This window comes from Thainema salinarum CENA647, assembly GCF_057732415.1.
Genome location: NZ_JBYJZJ010000022.1, coordinates 1342811 through 1360651, shown reverse-complemented (window position 1 = coordinate 1360651; position 17841 = coordinate 1342811). Strand labels below are relative to the sequence as shown.

The window sequence follows — 17841 nt, the reverse complement described above, 5'->3', positions numbered from 1 at the left end:
TTAGAGGGAAATTTTCTGCCTAATCCCCCTATAGGGGTGATTAGGTGAAAGCGTTCAGTATAAACAACCTGCGATTTGGAATCATGGCTGTATTAAATAAGATTTCTTATTTGAAATGGATGTTCACTTAAGAACGAAAACTCTTGGTTTTAGAGATCTCTATAGATATGCGATAAACGTAAACGGATTCTTACCAAAGGATTCGGCACTAATATTCCGAAGTGCGAGCCTATTTCACCCAATTTCATGCTGGAGTTATCGTAAATATTCCCCTAGTGGACTAGTGACAAATAGCGCTCTGTATATTAGTCACTGATAGAATTTCGCCCCGCTGGGCAAACTAGCGGAGTGTTTCCTGCTAGAGCCATCCCAAGTCATGAATCCACCCACCAATTTAAAGTTCCATTTGCCTCGCAGCTTATCGTCGCTAGAAACCTGGGGGTTTGGCTTTAGCGGACTGTTGCTGTGGCTAGGAACTGCACCTGCCATGCATACCGCGCTGGGGCCAAATGCGCTGCTCGTTTGGATTCCCGGTGCCGTGATTGGTATCCTGCTGAACCTCCAGGTCAAACGCCTCGGCACCTACTTTCCAGACGTTTCCGGTGGTACACCCAACTACACCACTCACCTGCTGCGACGGTTTCCAGTTTTGGCCCAATACGCCGCGATGGGCTACTTTTTGGGCTGGATTTCCGTTCCGGCCATGAATGCCATCATTCTGGCGGATTTGATTGAATCTAATCTGGTGCCACTGGGATTTCATGTGCCCGTCACCCTGCTGAGAATTTGCTTTTTGGCGCTGCCGTTTGTCGTTGCCTTTAGCGGCACTCGCACGATTGGCATTCTCCACACCTTTTTCGTGTTTCCGGCCATCGGCTTCTTGATGACCTTTTGTCTACAGGGGATGTCCTGGCTGGGCACGTCGCCTGCCAGTCCCGGTTTACTGCCAGATGTTTGGCCGACGCCTAATGTAGTTGATTGGCTGAAATGGTTTTATATTGCCGTCTACGCCGTGTATGGCTGTGAAACCGCGTCTTCGTTTGTGGCCGATAGTCGGCGACCACAGGTAACGCTGCGCTGTCTGGCAGTGACGGCCAGCCTGATTCCCATTGTTTATATCGGTGGCTCTTGGGTCGTCATGCGTCTGGCTGCCGATGCGGCAGCAGCAGATAGCACATACTTAAACCTGGTTGCTGCTAGTCAGCCCTTTTGGGGCAGCATGGGGCCAGCGCTCGTCACGTTTTTAATTACTTCTGGCTGCTTGCTCAGTTCAGCAACGGCAGTCGCTAACTGTCCGCGTTTGCTCTATCAGTTAGCTCAGGATAAATACATTCCGCCCGTGTTCGGCGTGATTTCTCGCCGATCCGTACTGGCACCGGGTCTGTTATTTACCTTTGCGCTGAGCTTGCTGTCGCTGATTTGGGGGGATGTGGCGCGGGTGGTGATGGTGACGGGGACGGGCTACTTGACCTCAATGATGGCGATTCATTTGGGCGAATGGGTGAGTCGCGATCGCATCGAAACCCGTTGGCAAACGCTCTCGTTGGGCTTCTTCATTTTGGAGAGCATTGTGCTGATTGGGGGCGGCATTGCCTGGGGCTGGCAGGACTGGATGATGGGGCTGGCGATGCCTTTAATCGTGGGTACTGTCGCGACTCAGTTGCCTCGCTTGCGGCTGCGGGTGCTGCAACCAAGCTGGTGGTGGCAGCGCGATCAGATGCCGCGTTCGATTAATGCCAAAGCCGACTGGGTGGCGCTACAGGTGACGATTTTGATTGCCTTAATTTGTGCAGCCGTCAGCATTGGCTGGCTAGCGCGAGCCAGGCTGGAGCGCACAGATCTCACCACTCACGCGGCGCTGTTTAGCATTTTGCTGGTGACGGTAGCGTTTATTGGGGTTGAGATCGCATGTTGGACGAGTTTGCCCCAAATTGCCGCCATCACCGAAGCGCGAGAGCAGGTTGAGCAGACGCTAACCGATTTGCAGCGTACTCAAACTCAACTGGTGCAGGCCGAGAAAATGTCCAGCCTTGGTCAACTCGTAGCAGGTGTGGCGCATGAGATTAACAACCCGGTCAACTTTATCTACGGTAATTTGACGCATATTGAAACCTATTCTCGGGACTTGCTGCGCTTAGTGGAGCTGTACCAGCAGGCGTATCCAGAGCCACCGGATCAGATTCTGGACGCGACCGATGAGATGGATCTGGAATTTTTGCAGGAGGACTTGGGCAAAATTCTGCATTCGATGCAGATTGGTAGCGATCGCATTCGGCAAATTGTGCTGTCCCTGCGCAATTTTTCCCGCATGGATGAGGCTGAATTCAAAGCCGTTGATATTCATGAAGGGATTGAAAGCACGCTGCTGATTTTGCAGCATCGCCTGAAAGCCAAGAGCGATCGGCCCGCGATTGAGGTTGTTCGCCAGTACGATACATTACCACCCATTGAGTGCTATCCCGGTCAGCTCAATCAGGTGGTGATGAACATTTTGTCCAATGCCATGGATGCGCTGGAGGAAAAGGGCAAGCCGCCTTACCGAATCACCATCCGTACCAGCCTGATCGAGAATACGTGGGTGGAAATTGCGATCGCAGATAATGGCCCAGGCATTCCGCCAGCAGTACAAAGCCGCATTTTCGACCCGTTCTTCACGACCAAAGCAATCGGCAAAGGCACGGGCATGGGCATGTCGATCAGCTATCAAATCATCACCGAGAAGCACGGCGGCAAATTAGAGGTTGCCTCCTCACCCGGTCACGGAGCAGAATTTATCATTCAAATTCCAGTGCAGCGCTCGGCCAATGAACTGGCAGTCTCTCACCGATCACATTCAGCAGCTTGAGCTGGACGATTGCCCCATCACCCACAGCATCTTTGGCACAGCTGATCCAGGGCGCATCAGTGCCGCTTTTGCTCAATTTGCTCGCACATCCCTTCAGTCTGATATCGAGAGCTGCAGCTTTGCTTATGTTTCAGTGGGGGCAACGGTCGTCGTTCGGCTCAGAAACGCGCAGGTCGTTGTGTTCAAAGCCTACGGGACTGAGCATGGTCTACCCGCTCTGCGACCGCCTGCCCTGTGCAGCAGCTTTCAAGTTCAGGCCAAACTAGCACAAGCCGGATTTTCCTGTCCCGCCATTCTCGCTGCATCGCAGATCCAGGACGGCACCCTGTTTGTCGCCCAAAGCTACTGCGATCCAGGTGAAACCGCTGCACCGTTTGATTCACAGGTACGGCAACGCATGGCCGTTAAGCTAGCGGAACTGATTCACCACACCCGTTCATGGGACGCACCGCTCGATTTAGCACCTTGGATGCCGTGGCTAGATGGGGAGACGGTGAAACCGCTTTGGCCGACGCCGCACAATACTCTGTTTGATTTCGAGAAAACAGCCGCTGGAGCGGAATGGATTGATGCGATCGCAACTCGCGCTCAACGGTTGCTACTGGATATTAAACTGCCCTGGATAATCGGTCATGCCGACTGGAGCCTGCAAAATATGGCCTTTCAGCGAGGGCAAATTACGAGCGTTTTTGACTGGGACAGCCTGCGCGTAGGGCCAGAAGCGTTTTTCGTCGGTGGTGCGGCTCGTTGCTATGCTCACGATTGGCGCATTGGCCCACCTGCTCGAACGATTACCGTTGCTGATGCCGAGGCGTTTATTCGCGAGTACGAAACCGCTAGAGGTTGGCAGTTTACCGCAGAGGAGCAGATCGCCATCGGTGCCGCAATGGTCTACACCCTGGCCTATGGCACGCGCTGCGCTCATGCGGTTGGAGCCGGATCTGATTGGACACAACAGTGCAAACTTCAGCTTCGGCAGTTTTGCGATCGCTATCTTGAGTAAAGATGACACTCTGCCTCCTTGTATGTTGAGAGAAGAGAGGTAGACCGACCCTCCTGAGATGCGAGACATCGTGCGAGAGCCAGGGTCGCCTCTCAACTTGATACCCCAAACTCGGATCATCGGCAGGGACAAAGAGATCCCGAATGACGCAAGGCTGAGTTGTGTGTATCGTCCATCTAGAATTCGCTACAAGGAGAGTACTATGTGCGCGCAATCAACCGACTCAAGGTCATCAGCCGTCAAGCAGTGGGTCGGCATTGATGTGTGTAAACGGTGGCTGGATGTTTATGTTAGACCGTCTGGAGAGAACTTCCGAGTGAGCAACAGCAGTGAGGGAATTGAGGATTTAACCCGTCGGTTGGCCAAGCCGTCGCAGGTGGGTCGCATCATCGTTGAAGCCACAGGTGGCTATGAGCGACACATCGCGCTTGCAGCACAGCAGCAGGGCTATGCACTAGCGGTGATCAACGCCAAGCAAGCTCGCAACTTTGCCAGAGCTGCCAATCAACTGGCTAAGACCGACCGAATCGATGCGGCGATCCTCGCCTGGTTTGGCGAAGCGATGCAGCCTCCGCTACGACCGTTGGCCAGTGAGGCTCACCAACAGTTACAGGATGCGGTGACCCGTCGCCGCCAATTAGTGGAGATGCTCACCATGGAGCGCAACCGTTTAGCTGGACTGCGAGGTCCCGCTCAGGAAGACGTTCAAGCCCATATCGACTGGCTCAAAGACCGCATCAGCGACCTTGACCAAGCGATTGATGAGCAAGTGGAACACAACCAACAGTGGCAGCAGCACCAGGCTCAACTGACCTCTGTTCCAGGTGTCGGTCAGGTGGTTGCCAACACCCTGTTGGCTCTGCTGCCGGAGCTAGGAACGCTCTCACACCGTCAAATTGCCGCTCTCGTTGGGGTGGCTCCGCTCAATCGCGATAGTGGGCAAAAGCGAGGGCAGCGCTCGATCTTTGGTGGCCGCAAACCCGTTCGGCAGATGCTCTACATGGCCACTCTAGTTGCAGTTCGTTACAACCCTGTCATCAAAGCCTTTTATGAGCGGCTGCAACAGCGTGGCAAGTTAGCCAAAGTCGCCCGCATTGCCGCTATGCACAAGCTGCTGACGATCCTCAATGCCATGCTCAAGCACGGCACGCACTGGCAACCACCGGAGGCTGCTATGACGTAATTGACCTCCTTTCGACTTGACTTTTAAGATAATCGCTCTTACCCGCAGCATTTAAATCTGCAATTGCGCAACAGAACGCAGTTCCCCTATTTCATTCAATCTACACATTCAGAGCCAGTTGACAAAGTTCTCGTGAGGTTACCAAGGTTGTGCCACCTAAACGAGACTTAAATAGTCATGCGAGTCTGTAAACAGTTGAAAAAGCCGCTAATCGGCTCAATTTTGCTGCTTTTGTTGAACTGAAACGGCTAAAAGCCGCTTTACGCCAATTTGGTACTTCATCGGGTGCGTCGCCATTTGATCTGGATGATTCTGATTCTGTAGAGAAAATAGAGAGCAAACTGATGAAACATATTCGCTGGACTCCATTACGACGTACATTACCCTTGTCTGCTGTTGCGATCGCGGCACTAATCGGCGGCAGCTTTGCACCCGCTTCCTTGGCCACAGGCGAAAATGCAGGCGGAACCGTCAATGGCCCGATTGAGGACTTAAACTGGCTGCTGGATGACTCACTGCTGGATGAGATCGCGGTTGACACCGCCGATCAGGCAGAAGGCGGCGAGATTATCCTGGGCCAGACGACCGTTGGCCAAACCAGTGTGACTCAGGTGCGCTACACCGACTTGAGTTCTAACTACTGGGCAAGTGACTTCATCTACCGCTTGTCGGCAATTCAGGTGGTCAGCGGTTTTCCCGATGATGAATTCCGCCCATCCGCAGTACTTACGAAAGCGCAATATGCGGCGATGATTGCCCAAGCGTTTGATATGCCAGCGACGCGGCAGCTTGTGTCGATTCGTAATCTATCCCGCAGCTACTGGGCGTATGAGGCGATTCAAACTGCTTACTCAATGGGCTTTCTGGATTTAGATAACGGCAGCATTGACGTTGACAGCGGCATGACTCGCTTAGACATGCTGGTGATGCTCGCCAGAGGACTGGGGATTACGCAGGTTTCCTCTGGGCAGTCCGTTGACCAACTGCTGAGCATTTTTGATGACGCTGACGAAATTCCCAGTCAGTATCGAGTGATCATCGCGGCTTTGGTTGAGCGCGGCATTTTGGTGAACTATCCCCAGGTGCGATCGCTAAATCTGACCCAAGTTGTCTCTCGTTCCGAAGCTTGTGCGTTTATGTATCAGACGCTGGCCTATCTGGGTCGGGTTGAACGCATTCAGTCTGCCTATATCGTGAACAGCATCAACTTTGTTGGCCTGGAAACCATCGAAATCGAGCAAGAACAGACCATCACCACTGATGTGGATGTGGATATTGATGGTGACGACGACGATGATGACGATGACGATGATGACGACGACGATGATGATGATGACGACGACGATGATGATGACGATGACGATGACGATGATGACGACGACGATGATGATGACGATGACGACTAACCGATTCCCGACAGTCGTTAAAGCAAGTTAGATCGCTTTAGGTTTGCACTAAAAAGAGGGAGCATTATGACACAATGCTCCCTCTCAGTTTGCGGATTGATTTTGTGGATTTATTTCGTTGACCTGAACTGCTTTTCAACCAGCTTTGCGATCGCATCTCTCGGCAAAAAGCGGGGCACATTGGCAATCAGCTGATTCGGTAAGCCACCCGTGACGACGGATGATTGGCCTTGAGCCAGGGCGTTCAACGCCTCTTCCACCACTTCTTCGGGCGGCGTCATTTGCAGGCCGGAACTTGGCGTACCGGATTCGTTCAGTCCGGCTTCCTTGAAAAACTGCGTTTCGGTTGGCCCAGGACAGAGGGCAAGAATTTTAACCCCGGTGTCTTGGTTCTCAGCCCACAGTGCTTCGCTGAAGTTCAGCACAAAAGCTTTTGATGCCGCATAGACCGACCAGTAGGCCATCGGCTGAAAAGCAGCAATAGACGAGAGGTTAATGATGCTGCCGGATCTGCGCCGCTGCATAGCGGGCAAACAGCGGTGGGTAAGCTCGACTACCGCAGCAATGTTGAGCTGAACCATCGTCAACTGCCGCTGTAGATCGGAACTGGCAAACTCGCCCACGTCCCCAAAGCCTGCGTTATTAATCAGTTGATCAATCTCCCAACCCTGGGTTTCAATCTGCTGCCACAACTCTGCGATCGCACCTGGAGCCGTCAAATCTTTGACAATCACCTGGGCTTCAACCTGAAACCGATCGCGCAGTTCCTGCGCCAGCGCCATCAGCTTCTCTTCTGAGCGAGCGGTCAAAATCAAGTTAGCTTGCCGCGCCGCCAACTTACGAGCAAAGGCTGCCCCGATGCCAGATGATGCGCCAGTAATGAGCGTATATCCCATGTTGTCCTGCTTTGGTTAGATGTGTGATGAGCAAGTACTTTTTATAAGAATTCGCCTTCCAAAATAGTACCGTTTAGCTTTATTGAGTTAAACCAACAATGAGATGTTTAACTTCAGTTAACTTAAACGTTCAAACGTTCAATTTATACATCGAATAGTACTAGATCGAACTACAACACAAAGCAGCATAGCCTTAGAAGCTAATTATCCACGCAAACCGTATATTTAATTTGATACACGCGAGACTCAATCTGATTCTAACTTGCTATATTTGCGGTCGAGATTTACACAGATTAATATTAGAATATAGTGAAGCTAGGCTGTGTTAAAAAACATATTAGGGTAAAAAAGAAGCGGTTAAATAACTATGCAAAGCGCTCTTGATTGTGCCACTTTTTTCCTAAAGAAAGTAGATAGGCTGCAAGGAGAATCCATTTCTCCTCTGAAACTCCAAAAATTGCTTTATTATTCTCAGGCATGGAGCCTAGTTCTTCGAAATCAGCCTCTTTTCAGTGAAGAGATCGAAGCATGGAAGCATGGTCCAGTCATTAAAGTCGTATGGCAAAAGTTCCGCGAGTATAAATATAATTCGATTCCAGAACCTAGTGAAAGTATGGATTCTTTCAGTGTAGATGAAATAGAAGTCATGGAAGAGGTGTGGAGGGTGTATGGGGATCTCAGTGCAAGACATCTCGAATCCTTAACTCACAGGGAAGATCCTTGGATTATTGCTAGGGGAAGTATAGGTATAGATGAAAAGTCAACTAACGCCATTTCGCTATCATGTATGTATGAATACTACTCAAAATTTTTGAATTAACCTTAACCAGATCAAATTATTGCAACTATCGTAATTAGTTGAATTCATTGACATAAGGAGAATATCAACAATGGGCATGCCTTGCGAAGTAAATAGCATTCTGAAACTTAGCAGTAAACAGGGTTATCCTGCCGAACTTAGGCTAGATCAAAAGTTTCAAGCTACAAAGTCTGGATATCGAATTTTGCCGATTGATGTTCCTAGTTCCAACTTATTTTGTGTCAGCGTTCCTGAGCAATGGTCTTCTGCCATTCAACGATGAGGCAATCAGCCAATTGCGAACCCAGTTGTCGTGATAGCGGAAGCCGTTGAGTTGCTCAAAGGGGCATAAGCACCCGCCCATTGCTTTGCGAGTCTTGCGACAAAAGGGATGGAAGTTCCAGAGTAAGGCCATCGAGCGCACCGACTGTTCCGCCGAGTCCCAGAATCCATGAAAATCTTGCATGGCATACAAGATGCGGTCAAGATAGTTCATCGGACGGTCAACCTGATTGCTGGTGCGATAGGCGTCAGGGAAGTCAAAGGCGCGTTGGAAGACGTGAGATTTGTCGTTGAGGCGTCGCAAGCGAGCGTCAATGGCCTGGGGCAACGCGTGGGTGTTCACCCACTCCAGCAACCGACGCAACCGTTGAGCAAAGTGACGTTTGCTCTGGCCCCGATACAGATGCCAAAGCTTGTCGGCTAGTTGCTGACCCAGGACTGGTTTAGAGCGGCACCCATCGCGAATTTTAATCACCTCATGCAGGAAGCACAGAATCCAGACCAGGCCAGGGAATAGCTCCTCCCAAGCGGCTCGGGTGGCCTCCCAACCATCAGTCGTCACCGTCTCGGGCGCATAGTCGGGAACATGATGGGCAGCTTCCTGCTGGAATACCCCATAGGCTGCGGTTAATCCATCCTGACCCGCATTGGCACTGAGACTGGCTCCCAGGACGCACCCTTGCGCCGCTGTCACTGCCAGATAGACTCGCTGCCCGTGCCAATCACAATGCTTCTCATCGGCAACTAGATGGGGGGAGCGCCGTTTCCCTTTTGAGGGTACTGCCCACAATCGAGGCTCGACCGAACGACTGACAGAGCCGATACCAGTGCATCTCAGAACGGCCCAGCACATAGGCAATCCCCTCATACGACAGGCCATGCTTTCTTAAATAGAGCGCTTTGTCGGCCATCTCCGCCGTCTCGCTCATGTACGGCATCACCAAATCGGGACGCAGTTGATAAGCCTCTCCGGTACTCGGCAGCAAAATCCGCCGGGTCTTGAGCTGTTGACGAGAGGACTCGACCCATCCGTGAAAGCGATAGCCTGCCTCAATCCCGTCGGGAAACAGTTCCGGGTGGGATGCGATCTGCTCGTTGAGATACTGGCGAAAGGCTTCCCGGTCTTCTACTAAGACCTCGTAGTCAAGGTCGTCTGCAATGGGCAGACAAATCGTTTTATCGCCTGCTGTGCCACGCTTGCGTCGTTGCTGAGCCATCGGCTTTGGCCTGCTGAACTCTCTGCCTCAATTCTACTCAACACAAACTTGGGTGGAACTAGTGATGTTCCAATTCCTCTTGTAAATGATTCATGGCTTTTTACAGCTGACGTTGTAGTTGAGAAGTTAACATGGGAAAACCAAGTTACAGAAGTCTGCTTTCGGATTACTAGAGTTCTTGAAAATCCTCTTCCCTTAAAGTAAGACATGGCTAAATCAAGAGGTTTCATGTGGCAGAAAACAGTAAACTTGCTTTTCGTCCAAATAATTCGAGTTTGGATATGGTTTAGAACTAATTGCTATTTTGAAATTAAATATTGGTGCAAAAAGCTTTACTTGTACCAGGTACTAATCCACACAATTTCAATACTCCAAATATTAGTTCTAAGTTTGGCTGACACTCAAGCTTTCTTCATTGGCGAAGCAAGTATTGTTCCTCAAAATATTATTTTCTTAGAGAACCCTAGGAATATCAAAATTTTATCAATAGCCTTTATCGCCTTAACTTACTTAGCAATTTTAGTGATAGATAATTGTCGAAAAAGTCGAGAAGCAAATGAAATTGCCGAAATATCTCGAGAGTTTGTCGTACCTAGGATAGAGACTGATTTAAGCAACTTTATTAATCGCTCTCTAAAGCAAAGATATCAATTCTCTGAAAATGTTAGGGCTTCAATATGGATACCTGTTAGAAGAAGCATGTTACAGTGGCGGTTATGTATGGTAGGCAAAACAAAAAATATTGATGATCGAGAGTTAAGAGCTGAATTTAGATTTGATGAAGGAGTTATAGGCCGAGCATTTACAAATTCAATAATCTTAGGCTTAAACCAACACAATGTAAGTGTTCTGAATGTATCAGATCCTCATACATTGCCGAGCGAATATGTTGACTTGCAGGGGCGTAACCGAAATTTAATTGAACCTGATATAAAACTGGTAACTGTTGCAGTTTCTTACAGTAAAAATACAACTATTGGTTTGATTGCAGTTGATACAACTGAAGCCAGGGATCTCGCTGTTTTGACAGACCAGAAATTGCATGCTGATATTGAAGATTGGTTAGGGAGCACGTCATCCGCTGAGGAGATAAAAATATAATGGAGTGAGTGCCCTTATCGGATCCTGACATGACTCCAGACCAGCGCGACCAAATGCAGCATCACGTCAACGCTTTAGCACAGATCCTCTATGACGACGCCAAGGAACAGGGGATGAGGATGACGAGCTTAGGCGAAATCGAGCAAACGGTCCGTGAGCAAGTGCACCGTCATGTGTCACCCAACTTAGGTCTTTTTTTATCGACACAAGCGTCGGCAAAGATGAAGGAGAAACCCGAAAGCTAACCAGCATCCTTGGCATATTGCAGGTTGGCCGACAGCAGGCCAAGCGGCTTGGAGTCAAGCCCAGAGTCCAGTTCAGCCCCCTGGTCGAGCTGTGTTGTCTGCAGATGGGAGCAACGGTGTCCTTCGTGCAGGCGAGTCGGGATGTTGAACTGCTCACCGGGGTCACCGTGAGCGCCAAGAGTGTCGAGCGCATCGTAGGGCGCAATCCGATTGAGTCATCGGCTCCAGAGGAGACAGTCAAGGAGATGGCTCTCGATGGCGGGATGGTTCGCCTAGTGACTCCGAGCGGAGAGCCCAGCGAGTGGAAGCAGTACAAGGCGGTGCGGCTGGACGGTGACGGTGTGGGTATGGCCTGGTTTGACGACAATGATGCGCTGTTGGCCTGGCTCAGGAGCCTTTGCTGGGCCAGTGTTGTGTTCTGCTTAGGAGACGGACACAGCGGCATTTGGTCGCTCTACCAACAGATGGAGAGGCTCACTCGCCAGGAGGTCTTGGACTGGTATCACCTGATGGAGAACCTGTATAAAGTGGGCGGTTCCCTTCAACGGCTCAACCAGGCCAGACACCTTCTGTGGCACGGTCAGGTCGATGAGGCCAGTGCCCTGTTTGCGGGGCTCAACTCTCAGCAGTCTCAACGATTTGGGAGGTATCTGGAGCGACATCGCGCTCGGATTGTCAACTACAGGTACTACCAGCAAGAGGGGATGCCGATTGGCTCAGGCCCGGTCGAATCACTCATCAAGCAGATTGATGCCAGAGTGCAGGTCGCAGGTGCGCAGTGGAACCCTCAGAATGTTCCTCAAATTCTGGCGCTCCGCTGCGCTTACCTGAACAACCAGCTCAACCTTTATTCTCTCGCCAGCGGATGACGTGCTCCCGATTGGTTATTCAATCAAAGTAAAACTTGTGATTTATTGTGGAGAATGAGAAATAATGCCTAAACATATTCCTGATAATTATTCAAGATATGCAGAGAACGCTAGGGAGCTTGAGCTATTAAAAGTTATCGAAGATGGTCAAATCAAAAGCTACATTTACAACTCGCCTTTTGGGAAAAAACGCAGGAGAGATATTAGATTGAAAATATTGAATAAATACAGAAACCTAAGGGCGCTATTGTCTAATTAAATAAGCCTTTAGTAATGTGCTGACAAACTTCAACCAAGGTTTCATGACACAGATTCATGATTACAGATTGGTGCCCCTGCAATATAAACCTCGTTTGCAGTCGAATTTTGTTTGACAAATTAGTTAACTCTTATTGCTACATAGCAGTGAAACTTAGCCTGTGCATGATTGTCAAAAACGAAGCCGAGGCGCTGCCCAAGTGTTTGGCCAGCGTGCAAAACCTAGTGGACGAGATGATTGTGCTAGATACAGGTTCTACTGACGAGACGGTCAAAATTGCTGAAGAATGGGGTGCGATCGCACCTTCATTTACCTGGGTGAACGACTTCGCCGCTGCCCGCAATGCCGCCCTGCAGCACGTCACGGGCGACTGGGTGTTAGTTCTTGATGCCGACGAACAGCTTGCCCCTGAGGCGATTCCCGCCATTAAAAACGCCATTCAGTCCGAAAGTACCCTCGTCGTCAACTTAATCCGCCAAGAAATCGGCGCAACCCAATCGCCCTACTCTCTGGTTTCCCGCCTGTTTCGCAACCATCCCAAGATTCACTTCACTCGCCCCTACCACGCCATGATTGACGACAGCGTGGCCCAGATTTTGCAGCGGGAACCCCAGTGGCAAATCCAGTCCCTGCCGCAGATTGCCATTTTGCATAAAGGGTATCAGCCTGGTGCGATCGCAAGTCGCGACAAGCTCGCCCGCGCCGAAGCTGCCATGAGTTCTTATCTGGCTGACCATCCCAACGATGCCTACGTGTGCAGCAAGTTAGGCGCACTCTATGTCCAGCAGGGACAGGTTAAAGACGGCGTGGAGCTACTGCAACGGGGCTTGCAGGATACCGTCACGCTTGATCCGGGCGTTGCCTACGAGCTGCACTATCATCTGGGCATTGCCTACCGTCAGCAGGGCGATCCAAATCGAGCGGTGCAGCACTATCAGACCGCGATTCAGCAGCGGATCTTGCCGTCACTCAAGCTGGGCGCGTTGAATAATCTAGGCGCGATTCTGCAAGCCGCAGGTCAGCTCACGCCAGCCCGACAGCTTTATGAGCAGGTGATTCAGGTTGACCCGACGTTTGCGCCTGGGCACTACAACTTAGGCATGGTGCGTAAAGGGTTGGGCGATTTGGCAGGTGCGATCGCAGCCTACGAACGAGCGCTAGAACTCAATCCTAGCTATGCCGATGCTTATCAGAATCTAGGGGTCGTCTACCTCAAGCTAGGTCGAGTCCCCGAAAGCCTAGACGCCTTCCGTCAAGCCATCACCCTTCACGATCAGCACAACCCCGCCGAAGCGCAGCGCCTTCGCCAGGGGCTACTGGAAATGGGGTTTACTCCTTAACGCTCTAGCTACAAGTGCATTGACATGGCATGATAACCAAATTAAGCGATGTCGAGTGGGTGAACGGAACGCAATGCAGCTTGAGTTTATTCCAGTTGAAGAGTTTTACTTCGCGATTACACTATCGGTGCGAAAACTGGAAGATATCAATCAGCCGGAGTTGACGCGCAGAGTAAAAGCACAGCTAGTCGAAGAGTTTGGTCAATCGTCCACCGTGGCCGCCGCCAGCCAGAATACCTTCAACTACGTCTTTCGCGTCAAAGATTACGATAATTCACCGTCTCCGCAGCTCATTCTGTCGATTGCCGATTGGCAAGATCAGTTGCGCCTCAGCAGCGACTACGGCTGGGTGCTAAACGAGGAGCGCAAACCCGTGCGAACGGATAAATATGAGTTGCGATCGCACTTTACCCAGCAGGTCAAACAGCATCTACATCACTGGCTCAAACTCCCCGAACTGGTCTAAACGCTGTGTAGGGGCAGATTTAGCCGATACGTTGTCGGCTTCAACCGATTTCCTAACACCAAAACTCGCCCCTACCGGTTCTACGGTGGCTCATGTTTAGGCAATTTTCACCGCTGTACCCGTTGCCGTAATCAGTAGTAGAGCGCCTTTTTGGTCAATATTAATCGTGCCCGTGTCAACCGAAATGCCGATTACACCATCTGCGCCCATTTGCGCTGCCCGTTCCTTCAGCTCATCAATCGCGGCCTGCTGTCCCTGCTGAAAAACCCGCTCATAGCTGCCCGTCCGACCGCCGATAATATCCCGGATTCCGGCAAACCAATCCCGTAAAGCATTACTACCGTAAACCACTTCAGCGGTCACCACACCCAGGTATCGATCGATGGTGACTCCCTGAAGCACATCAGTTGTTGATACAATCATGGATTGTTCCACTCAATAAATGTTCACACACTCCAACTTTACTGTGATTTTTCTGTTGACGTTAACGCAGGTAGGACAATTTGGTCGTGTATAAGCAAACTTTGCTGGTAATGGCGCTCCTAGGTGGTTTAACAGGTGGCATCGTGTCCACCGTCATCGCTCCATCTGCGATCGCACAAACGGTAAGCCAATCTAACCCCACTGCTAGTGAAGAAGAACTAGAGGATTTGCTGGCTCGTGGGCAGGAACTCGTCATTGAAGGCAACTATGGCGAAGCGCTGACGGTCTATGAACGAGCGGCCCAGTTGGATAACGAAAATGCCCGTATTTACTCTGGCATTGGCTATTTGCAAACAAAGCAGGGCAACTATGCCGCAGCCGTTGATGCCTACGAAACGGCTATTCAACTTGACAATGACAATGCTGCCTTTTACTACGCCTTGGGCTACAGTCTCGCGAATACACAAGCTTATGAAGCGGCAGCAGATGCCTATCGGCAAGCGGCCAATCTCGATCCCGCTGATGTCGAAACGCAGTTGGGACTCGGTATCGTCCTAGCGCGTTTGGGCCGATATGATGAAGCCGTTCAGGCTTATCAAGCTGTCGCTCGTCAACAGCCCAACAACGCCCAAATTCAAGAGGCCATCGGCACGGTTTACATGCAGCAGGGCGACTACGCTAGTGCATTGCAGTTTCTGCAGCAGGCCCAGAGCCTAGCCTCCTATAACGGCAGTATTAACCTCAATCTAGGAATTGCCCTGATTAATCTCGATCGGCCCGATCAGGGCTGGCCGCTGGTGGAAAAAGCCATTGAGCTAGAACCTTGGGATGGAGCGGTTCACCTCAGCGTTGGCCAGATCTATCAAGCCCAGGGCGATTTGGAGAAAGCGCTGGAACACTACCGACAGGCCACTCGGTTTTCTCCCGAATTACCCGAAGCGCAAGCCGCTTACGGCAGTTTACTGCTGCAAAATGAGGAGTTTCTCCGGGCTGTCATCGTCTATGAGCGGCTCATTGCAATGCTGCCCAATGATCCAGGAGCGCACTATAACTATGGGTTGGCGCTACGGGGTCATGGCCGCACCGCAGAAGCGATCGAAGAGTTTGAAACCGCTTTATCGCTGTACGAAGCTGCCAATAACGAAGCTGGAATTGAACGAACAGAAGCCATCCTTGATCTGATTGATTAAGAGAATTCTGTTCAATCTAACGAAAAAGCGGCAAGAGGTTGGCACAATGTGCCAACCTCTTGCCGCTTTAAGTTCAAAACGACTATTCTTCTTCGCTTAGATCAGTCTCATCGTCGGTTTCGTAGTCAGTATCGGTTTCGGCTTCCGCTTCTACTTCTAAATCTGCTTCATTGTCGGCTGCATCGGCTTCGGTGCTGTCAGATGTAGATGCGATCGCATCTTCTTCATCCATTTCTTCCACCTCATCTACCTCATCAATCTCATCCGTCTCATCAATCTCATCCGCCGTTTCAGTTGCTAAAGCCGCTTCTGCCTCAGCCTCGGCTTCCGCTAAAGCCGCTGCCTCTGCTTCCTCCGCTTCTAAGGCTGCTGCTGCCGCCTCTTCTGCTTCTAGGGCCGCCGCTGCTTCTGCCTCAGCTAGTTCAGCTTGGCGACGAGCTTCCTGCAGCTCAGCCACTTTTTGATCTTCGGCAGCATAGTCGTATTTGGCGGCATCTTTAATATCAATTTTCCAGCCCGTCAGCCGAGCCGCTAGGCGCACATTCTGGCCTTCTTTACCAATCGCTAAACTGAGCTGATCCTCTGGTACCAAGACGTGGGCCTGTCGCTCTTCGGGATTCATCAGCCGCACCTCTGTCACCCGTGCCGGACTGAGGGCATTGGCGATATACGTGGAGGGGTCGGGCGACCAGCGAATTACGTCAATCTTTTCGCCCCGCAGTTCATTCACAACGGCTTGAATCCGCGATCCGCGTGCGCCAATACAGGCACCGACTGGATCAACATCCCGCTCTGCTGTGTCTACGGCAATTTTGGTGCGGGGGCCAACAGAGCGCGACGGCGGGTTTGCTTCCCGCGCCACAGCGACAATCCGCACCACTTCATCTTCAATCTCAGGTACTTCTGTGGCAAACAGATCAACCACGAGGGCGGCATCCGTGCGGGAAACCAGCAGCTGTGGGCCGCGATGGGAACCTTCTGAAACCTTCTTCAGAACGACCTTAAACGTAGCGTTGGCGCGGTAGTTGTCGTTGGGTAACTGGTCGCGCTTGAGCAGTTCCGCTTCCTGTTCCGGTTGGTTGTAACCGCTGGTGACGGTCATAATCACCGACTGCCGCTCAAAGCGACGCACGGTGGCCTGGAGGATTTCACCTTCTAGGTCTTTAAATTCTTCTTGAATCAGTTTGCGCTGCTGATCGCGCAGCTTCTGGGCCAGAACCTGCTTGGTTTGAATCGCAGCCATCCGGCCAAATTCGCCCCGATCCGGCGTCACATCTAACACCACCGTATCGCCAAGCTGCGCTTCGGGTGCCACTTCCTGCACGTCCGTTAAGGCAATTTGATGGTCATGATCAGAGACGGATTCCACAATGGTTTTATTAGCTAGGATGCGAAACCCTTCTTCCTCTGCATCTAGCTCAACTTCAAAATTCTCGAAATACTCTTCTTCAAAACTGTCGAGGTGCTGAGCGCGACGGTAGCGTTCATAGCCTTTCATCAGCGCCTCACGTAGGGCCGCCTGCACGGCATGTTTGGGCAACGTGCGTTCTCGACTAATGTTGTCGATCATGTCTTGTAATCCCGGCAGCGGAACCATTGACATAGAAAACCTCCAGTTAGGTGTGAGTTGCGAGCGTGAATTCGTTTACTTGTAACGGTATGGCGGGCAATCAGCCCTAAACGACCTAGACTTAACGATTAATTTTTAGGAACGAGAATTAAATAGCATCCATATTCTGGTGGCTAGTCCTCAAGCTGAACTCGGTAAACGAGCTGACGCGGAATGGCGATGGTTCGCCCTTTGAGCGATAGATGAATGGCATCCTCGTCTCGCTTGACCAGTTGGCCTGTCCATTGATCCTGGCCGTCGTGGGGTTCACTCAGCATTAGCACAACCGGGAAGCCGCGAAAGGCGACAAATTCGCGATCGCTCTCTAAGGTGCGAGTCGTGCCTGGACTGGAAACCTCCAGTACGTAAGCTCCCGGAATGATATCAGCCTCGTCCAGGGTAGCTTCTAAGGCACGGCTCATGCGCTCACAGTCATCCAACCCCGTATCCTGGGCCTGGTTGCGAACGTCAATCCGCAATACGGGCGGCTTTTGGTTGGTGTAGAACGTGGCACCAACCACCTCTAAGCCCAACTCTTGGGCGATGGGGTCAGCAATATCGATGACTTTGGGAACGAGTGGATGAACCATACGACTATATGCACTATTTGCAGGTGCGCTGGGACTAAACATCCCTAAACAACAAAAAAAGTGGGCGAATCCCCACTTCCTCTGGCGACCTAATGCTGAGTCAGCTTGCTCAACGTGG

16 protein-coding genes are annotated in these 17841 nt (G+C 51.1%); 10 read left to right on the top strand and 6 right to left on the bottom strand.

Annotated elements, in window-relative coordinates; genetic code table 11:
- Positions 1 to 376: 376 nt before the first annotated feature.
- The 4 genes from AC286M_RS12770 (at position 377) to AC286M_RS12755 (ending at position 6437) form a co-directional block, all read left to right on the top strand.
- The gene (locus AC286M_RS12770; protein ID WP_488204763.1) at positions 377 to 2845 is read left to right on the top strand and encodes an ATP-binding protein; all 2469 of its coding nucleotides are present in this window, start codon (positions 377 to 379) and stop codon (positions 2843 to 2845) included.
- Positions 2805 to 3848 (top strand): phosphotransferase, encoded by a 1044-nt coding sequence (locus tag AC286M_RS12765; protein ID WP_488204762.1) that lies wholly within the window; start codon positions 2805 to 2807, stop codon positions 3846 to 3848. The genes AC286M_RS12770 and AC286M_RS12765 overlap by 41 nt, the downstream gene beginning before the upstream one ends.
- Before the next feature lie 202 nt (positions 3849 to 4050).
- Entirely contained in the window at positions 4051 to 5031 is a 981-nt protein-coding gene (locus AC286M_RS12760; protein ID WP_488202946.1) for an IS110 family RNA-guided transposase, read from the top strand.
- 344 nt (positions 5032 to 5375) lie between these two features.
- Positions 5376 to 6437: an S-layer homology domain-containing protein gene (locus AC286M_RS12755; protein WP_488204761.1), complete on the top strand. Its 1062-nt coding sequence runs from the start codon at positions 5376 to 5378 to the stop codon at positions 6435 to 6437.
- Between the two features lie 110 nt (positions 6438 to 6547).
- On the opposite strand, the gene AC286M_RS12750 is transcribed toward AC286M_RS12755, so the two are convergent.
- On the bottom strand, positions 6548 to 7333 hold the full coding sequence (locus AC286M_RS12750; RefSeq protein WP_488204760.1) for an SDR family NAD(P)-dependent oxidoreductase: 786 nt from the start codon (positions 7331 to 7333) through the stop codon (positions 6548 to 6550).
- Positions 7334 to 7700: 367 nt separating this feature from the next.
- Between AC286M_RS12750 and AC286M_RS12745 the strand changes: the two genes are divergently transcribed.
- Positions 7701 to 8153, top strand: a complete 453-nt coding sequence (locus AC286M_RS12745) for a Panacea domain-containing protein (protein ID WP_488204759.1) — start codon at positions 7701 to 7703, stop codon at positions 8151 to 8153.
- Between the two features lie 211 nt (positions 8154 to 8364).
- Here the strand turns inward: AC286M_RS12745 and AC286M_RS12740 are convergent, their stop codons facing one another.
- Together AC286M_RS12740 and AC286M_RS12735 are read right to left on the bottom strand one after the other, a co-directional pair.
- Positions 8365 to 9108, bottom strand: coding sequence for a hypothetical protein (locus tag AC286M_RS12740; protein ID WP_488202632.1), 744 nt, complete (start codon positions 9106 to 9108; stop codon positions 8365 to 8367).
- A gap of 40 nt (positions 9109 to 9148) precedes the next feature.
- Positions 9149 to 9631: a hypothetical protein gene (locus AC286M_RS12735; RefSeq protein WP_488203899.1), complete on the bottom strand. Its 483-nt coding sequence runs from the start codon at positions 9629 to 9631 to the stop codon at positions 9149 to 9151.
- A 390-nt stretch (positions 9632 to 10021) separates the two neighbouring features.
- Between AC286M_RS12735 and AC286M_RS12730 the strand changes: the two genes are divergently transcribed.
- The 4 genes from AC286M_RS12730 (at position 10022) to AC286M_RS12715 (ending at position 13911) form a co-directional block, all read left to right on the top strand.
- Positions 10022 to 10732, top strand: coding sequence for a hypothetical protein (locus AC286M_RS12730; RefSeq protein WP_488204758.1), 711 nt, complete (start codon positions 10022 to 10024; stop codon positions 10730 to 10732).
- 29 nt (positions 10733 to 10761) lie between these two features.
- A protein-coding gene (locus AC286M_RS12725; protein ID WP_488203071.1) for an ISKra4 family transposase occupies positions 10762 to 11846 on the top strand; the annotation gives its coding sequence in 2 pieces (ribosomal slippage) (positions 10762 to 10948 and positions 10948 to 11846; 1086 coding nt in all).
- A 423-nt stretch (positions 11847 to 12269) separates the two neighbouring features.
- Positions 12270 to 13445 (top strand): tetratricopeptide repeat protein, encoded by a 1176-nt coding sequence (locus AC286M_RS12720; RefSeq protein ID WP_488204757.1) that lies wholly within the window; start codon positions 12270 to 12272, stop codon positions 13443 to 13445.
- A 73-nt stretch (positions 13446 to 13518) separates the two neighbouring features.
- Positions 13519 to 13911 carry a hypothetical protein gene (locus AC286M_RS12715; RefSeq protein ID WP_488204756.1) on the top strand — a complete coding sequence of 131 codons (393 nt, stop codon included), beginning with the start codon at positions 13519 to 13521 and terminating at the stop codon, positions 13909 to 13911.
- Positions 13912 to 14007: 96 nt separating this feature from the next.
- On the opposite strand, the gene AC286M_RS12710 is transcribed toward AC286M_RS12715, so the two are convergent.
- Entirely contained in the window at positions 14008 to 14334 is a 327-nt protein-coding gene (locus AC286M_RS12710; protein WP_488204755.1) for a YbjQ family protein, read from the bottom strand.
- Between the two features lie 86 nt (positions 14335 to 14420).
- Here AC286M_RS12710 and AC286M_RS12705 point away from each other — a divergent pair, with 86 nt between their 5' ends.
- Positions 14421 to 15524: a tetratricopeptide repeat protein gene (locus tag AC286M_RS12705; RefSeq protein WP_488204754.1), complete on the top strand. Its 1104-nt coding sequence runs from the start codon at positions 14421 to 14423 to the stop codon at positions 15522 to 15524.
- Positions 15525 to 15606: 82 nt separating this feature from the next.
- On the opposite strand, the gene nusA is transcribed toward AC286M_RS12705, so the two are convergent.
- The gene (gene nusA, locus AC286M_RS12700; RefSeq protein ID WP_488204753.1) at positions 15607 to 17127 is read right to left on the bottom strand and encodes a transcription termination factor NusA; all 1521 of its coding nucleotides are present in this window, start codon (positions 17125 to 17127) and stop codon (positions 15607 to 15609) included.
- Between the two features lie 140 nt (positions 17128 to 17267).
- Positions 17268 to 17723 (bottom strand): ribosome maturation factor RimP, encoded by a 456-nt coding sequence (gene rimP, locus AC286M_RS12695; RefSeq protein WP_488204752.1) that lies wholly within the window; start codon positions 17721 to 17723, stop codon positions 17268 to 17270.
- Positions 17724 to 17841 lie beyond the last annotated feature (118 nt).

Excerpts from the sequence above, each read along its gene's own strand:
- AC286M_RS12770 (WP_488204763.1), top strand. The coding sequence starts at position 377 with ATGAATCCACCCACCAATTTAAAGTTCCATTTGCCTCGCAGCTTATCG.
- AC286M_RS12765 (WP_488204762.1), top strand. The coding sequence starts at position 2,805 with ATGAACTGGCAGTCTCTCACCGATCACATTCAGCAGCTTGAGCTGGAC.
- AC286M_RS12760 (WP_488202946.1), top strand. The coding sequence starts at position 4,051 with ATGTGCGCGCAATCAACCGACTCAAGGTCATCAGCCGTCAAGCAGTGG.
- AC286M_RS12755 (WP_488204761.1), top strand. The coding sequence starts at position 5,376 with ATGAAACATATTCGCTGGACTCCATTACGACGTACATTACCCTTGTCT.
- AC286M_RS12750 (WP_488204760.1), bottom strand. The coding sequence starts at position 7,333 with ATGGGATATACGCTCATTACTGGCGCATCATCTGGCATCGGGGCAGCC.
- AC286M_RS12745 (WP_488204759.1), top strand. The coding sequence starts at position 7,701 with ATGCAAAGCGCTCTTGATTGTGCCACTTTTTTCCTAAAGAAAGTAGAT.
- AC286M_RS12735 (WP_488203899.1), bottom strand. The coding sequence starts at position 9,631 with ATGGCTCAGCAACGACGCAAGCGTGGCACAGCAGGCGATAAAACGATT.
- AC286M_RS12720 (WP_488204757.1), top strand. The coding sequence starts at position 12,270 with ATGATTGTCAAAAACGAAGCCGAGGCGCTGCCCAAGTGTTTGGCCAGC.
- AC286M_RS12715 (WP_488204756.1), top strand. The coding sequence starts at position 13,519 with ATGCAGCTTGAGTTTATTCCAGTTGAAGAGTTTTACTTCGCGATTACA.
- AC286M_RS12710 (WP_488204755.1), bottom strand. The coding sequence starts at position 14,334 with ATGATTGTATCAACAACTGATGTGCTTCAGGGAGTCACCATCGATCGA.
- nusA (WP_488204753.1), bottom strand. The coding sequence starts at position 17,127 with ATGTCAATGGTTCCGCTGCCGGGATTACAAGACATGATCGACAACATT.
- rimP (WP_488204752.1), bottom strand. The coding sequence starts at position 17,723 with ATGGTTCATCCACTCGTTCCCAAAGTCATCGATATTGCTGACCCCATC.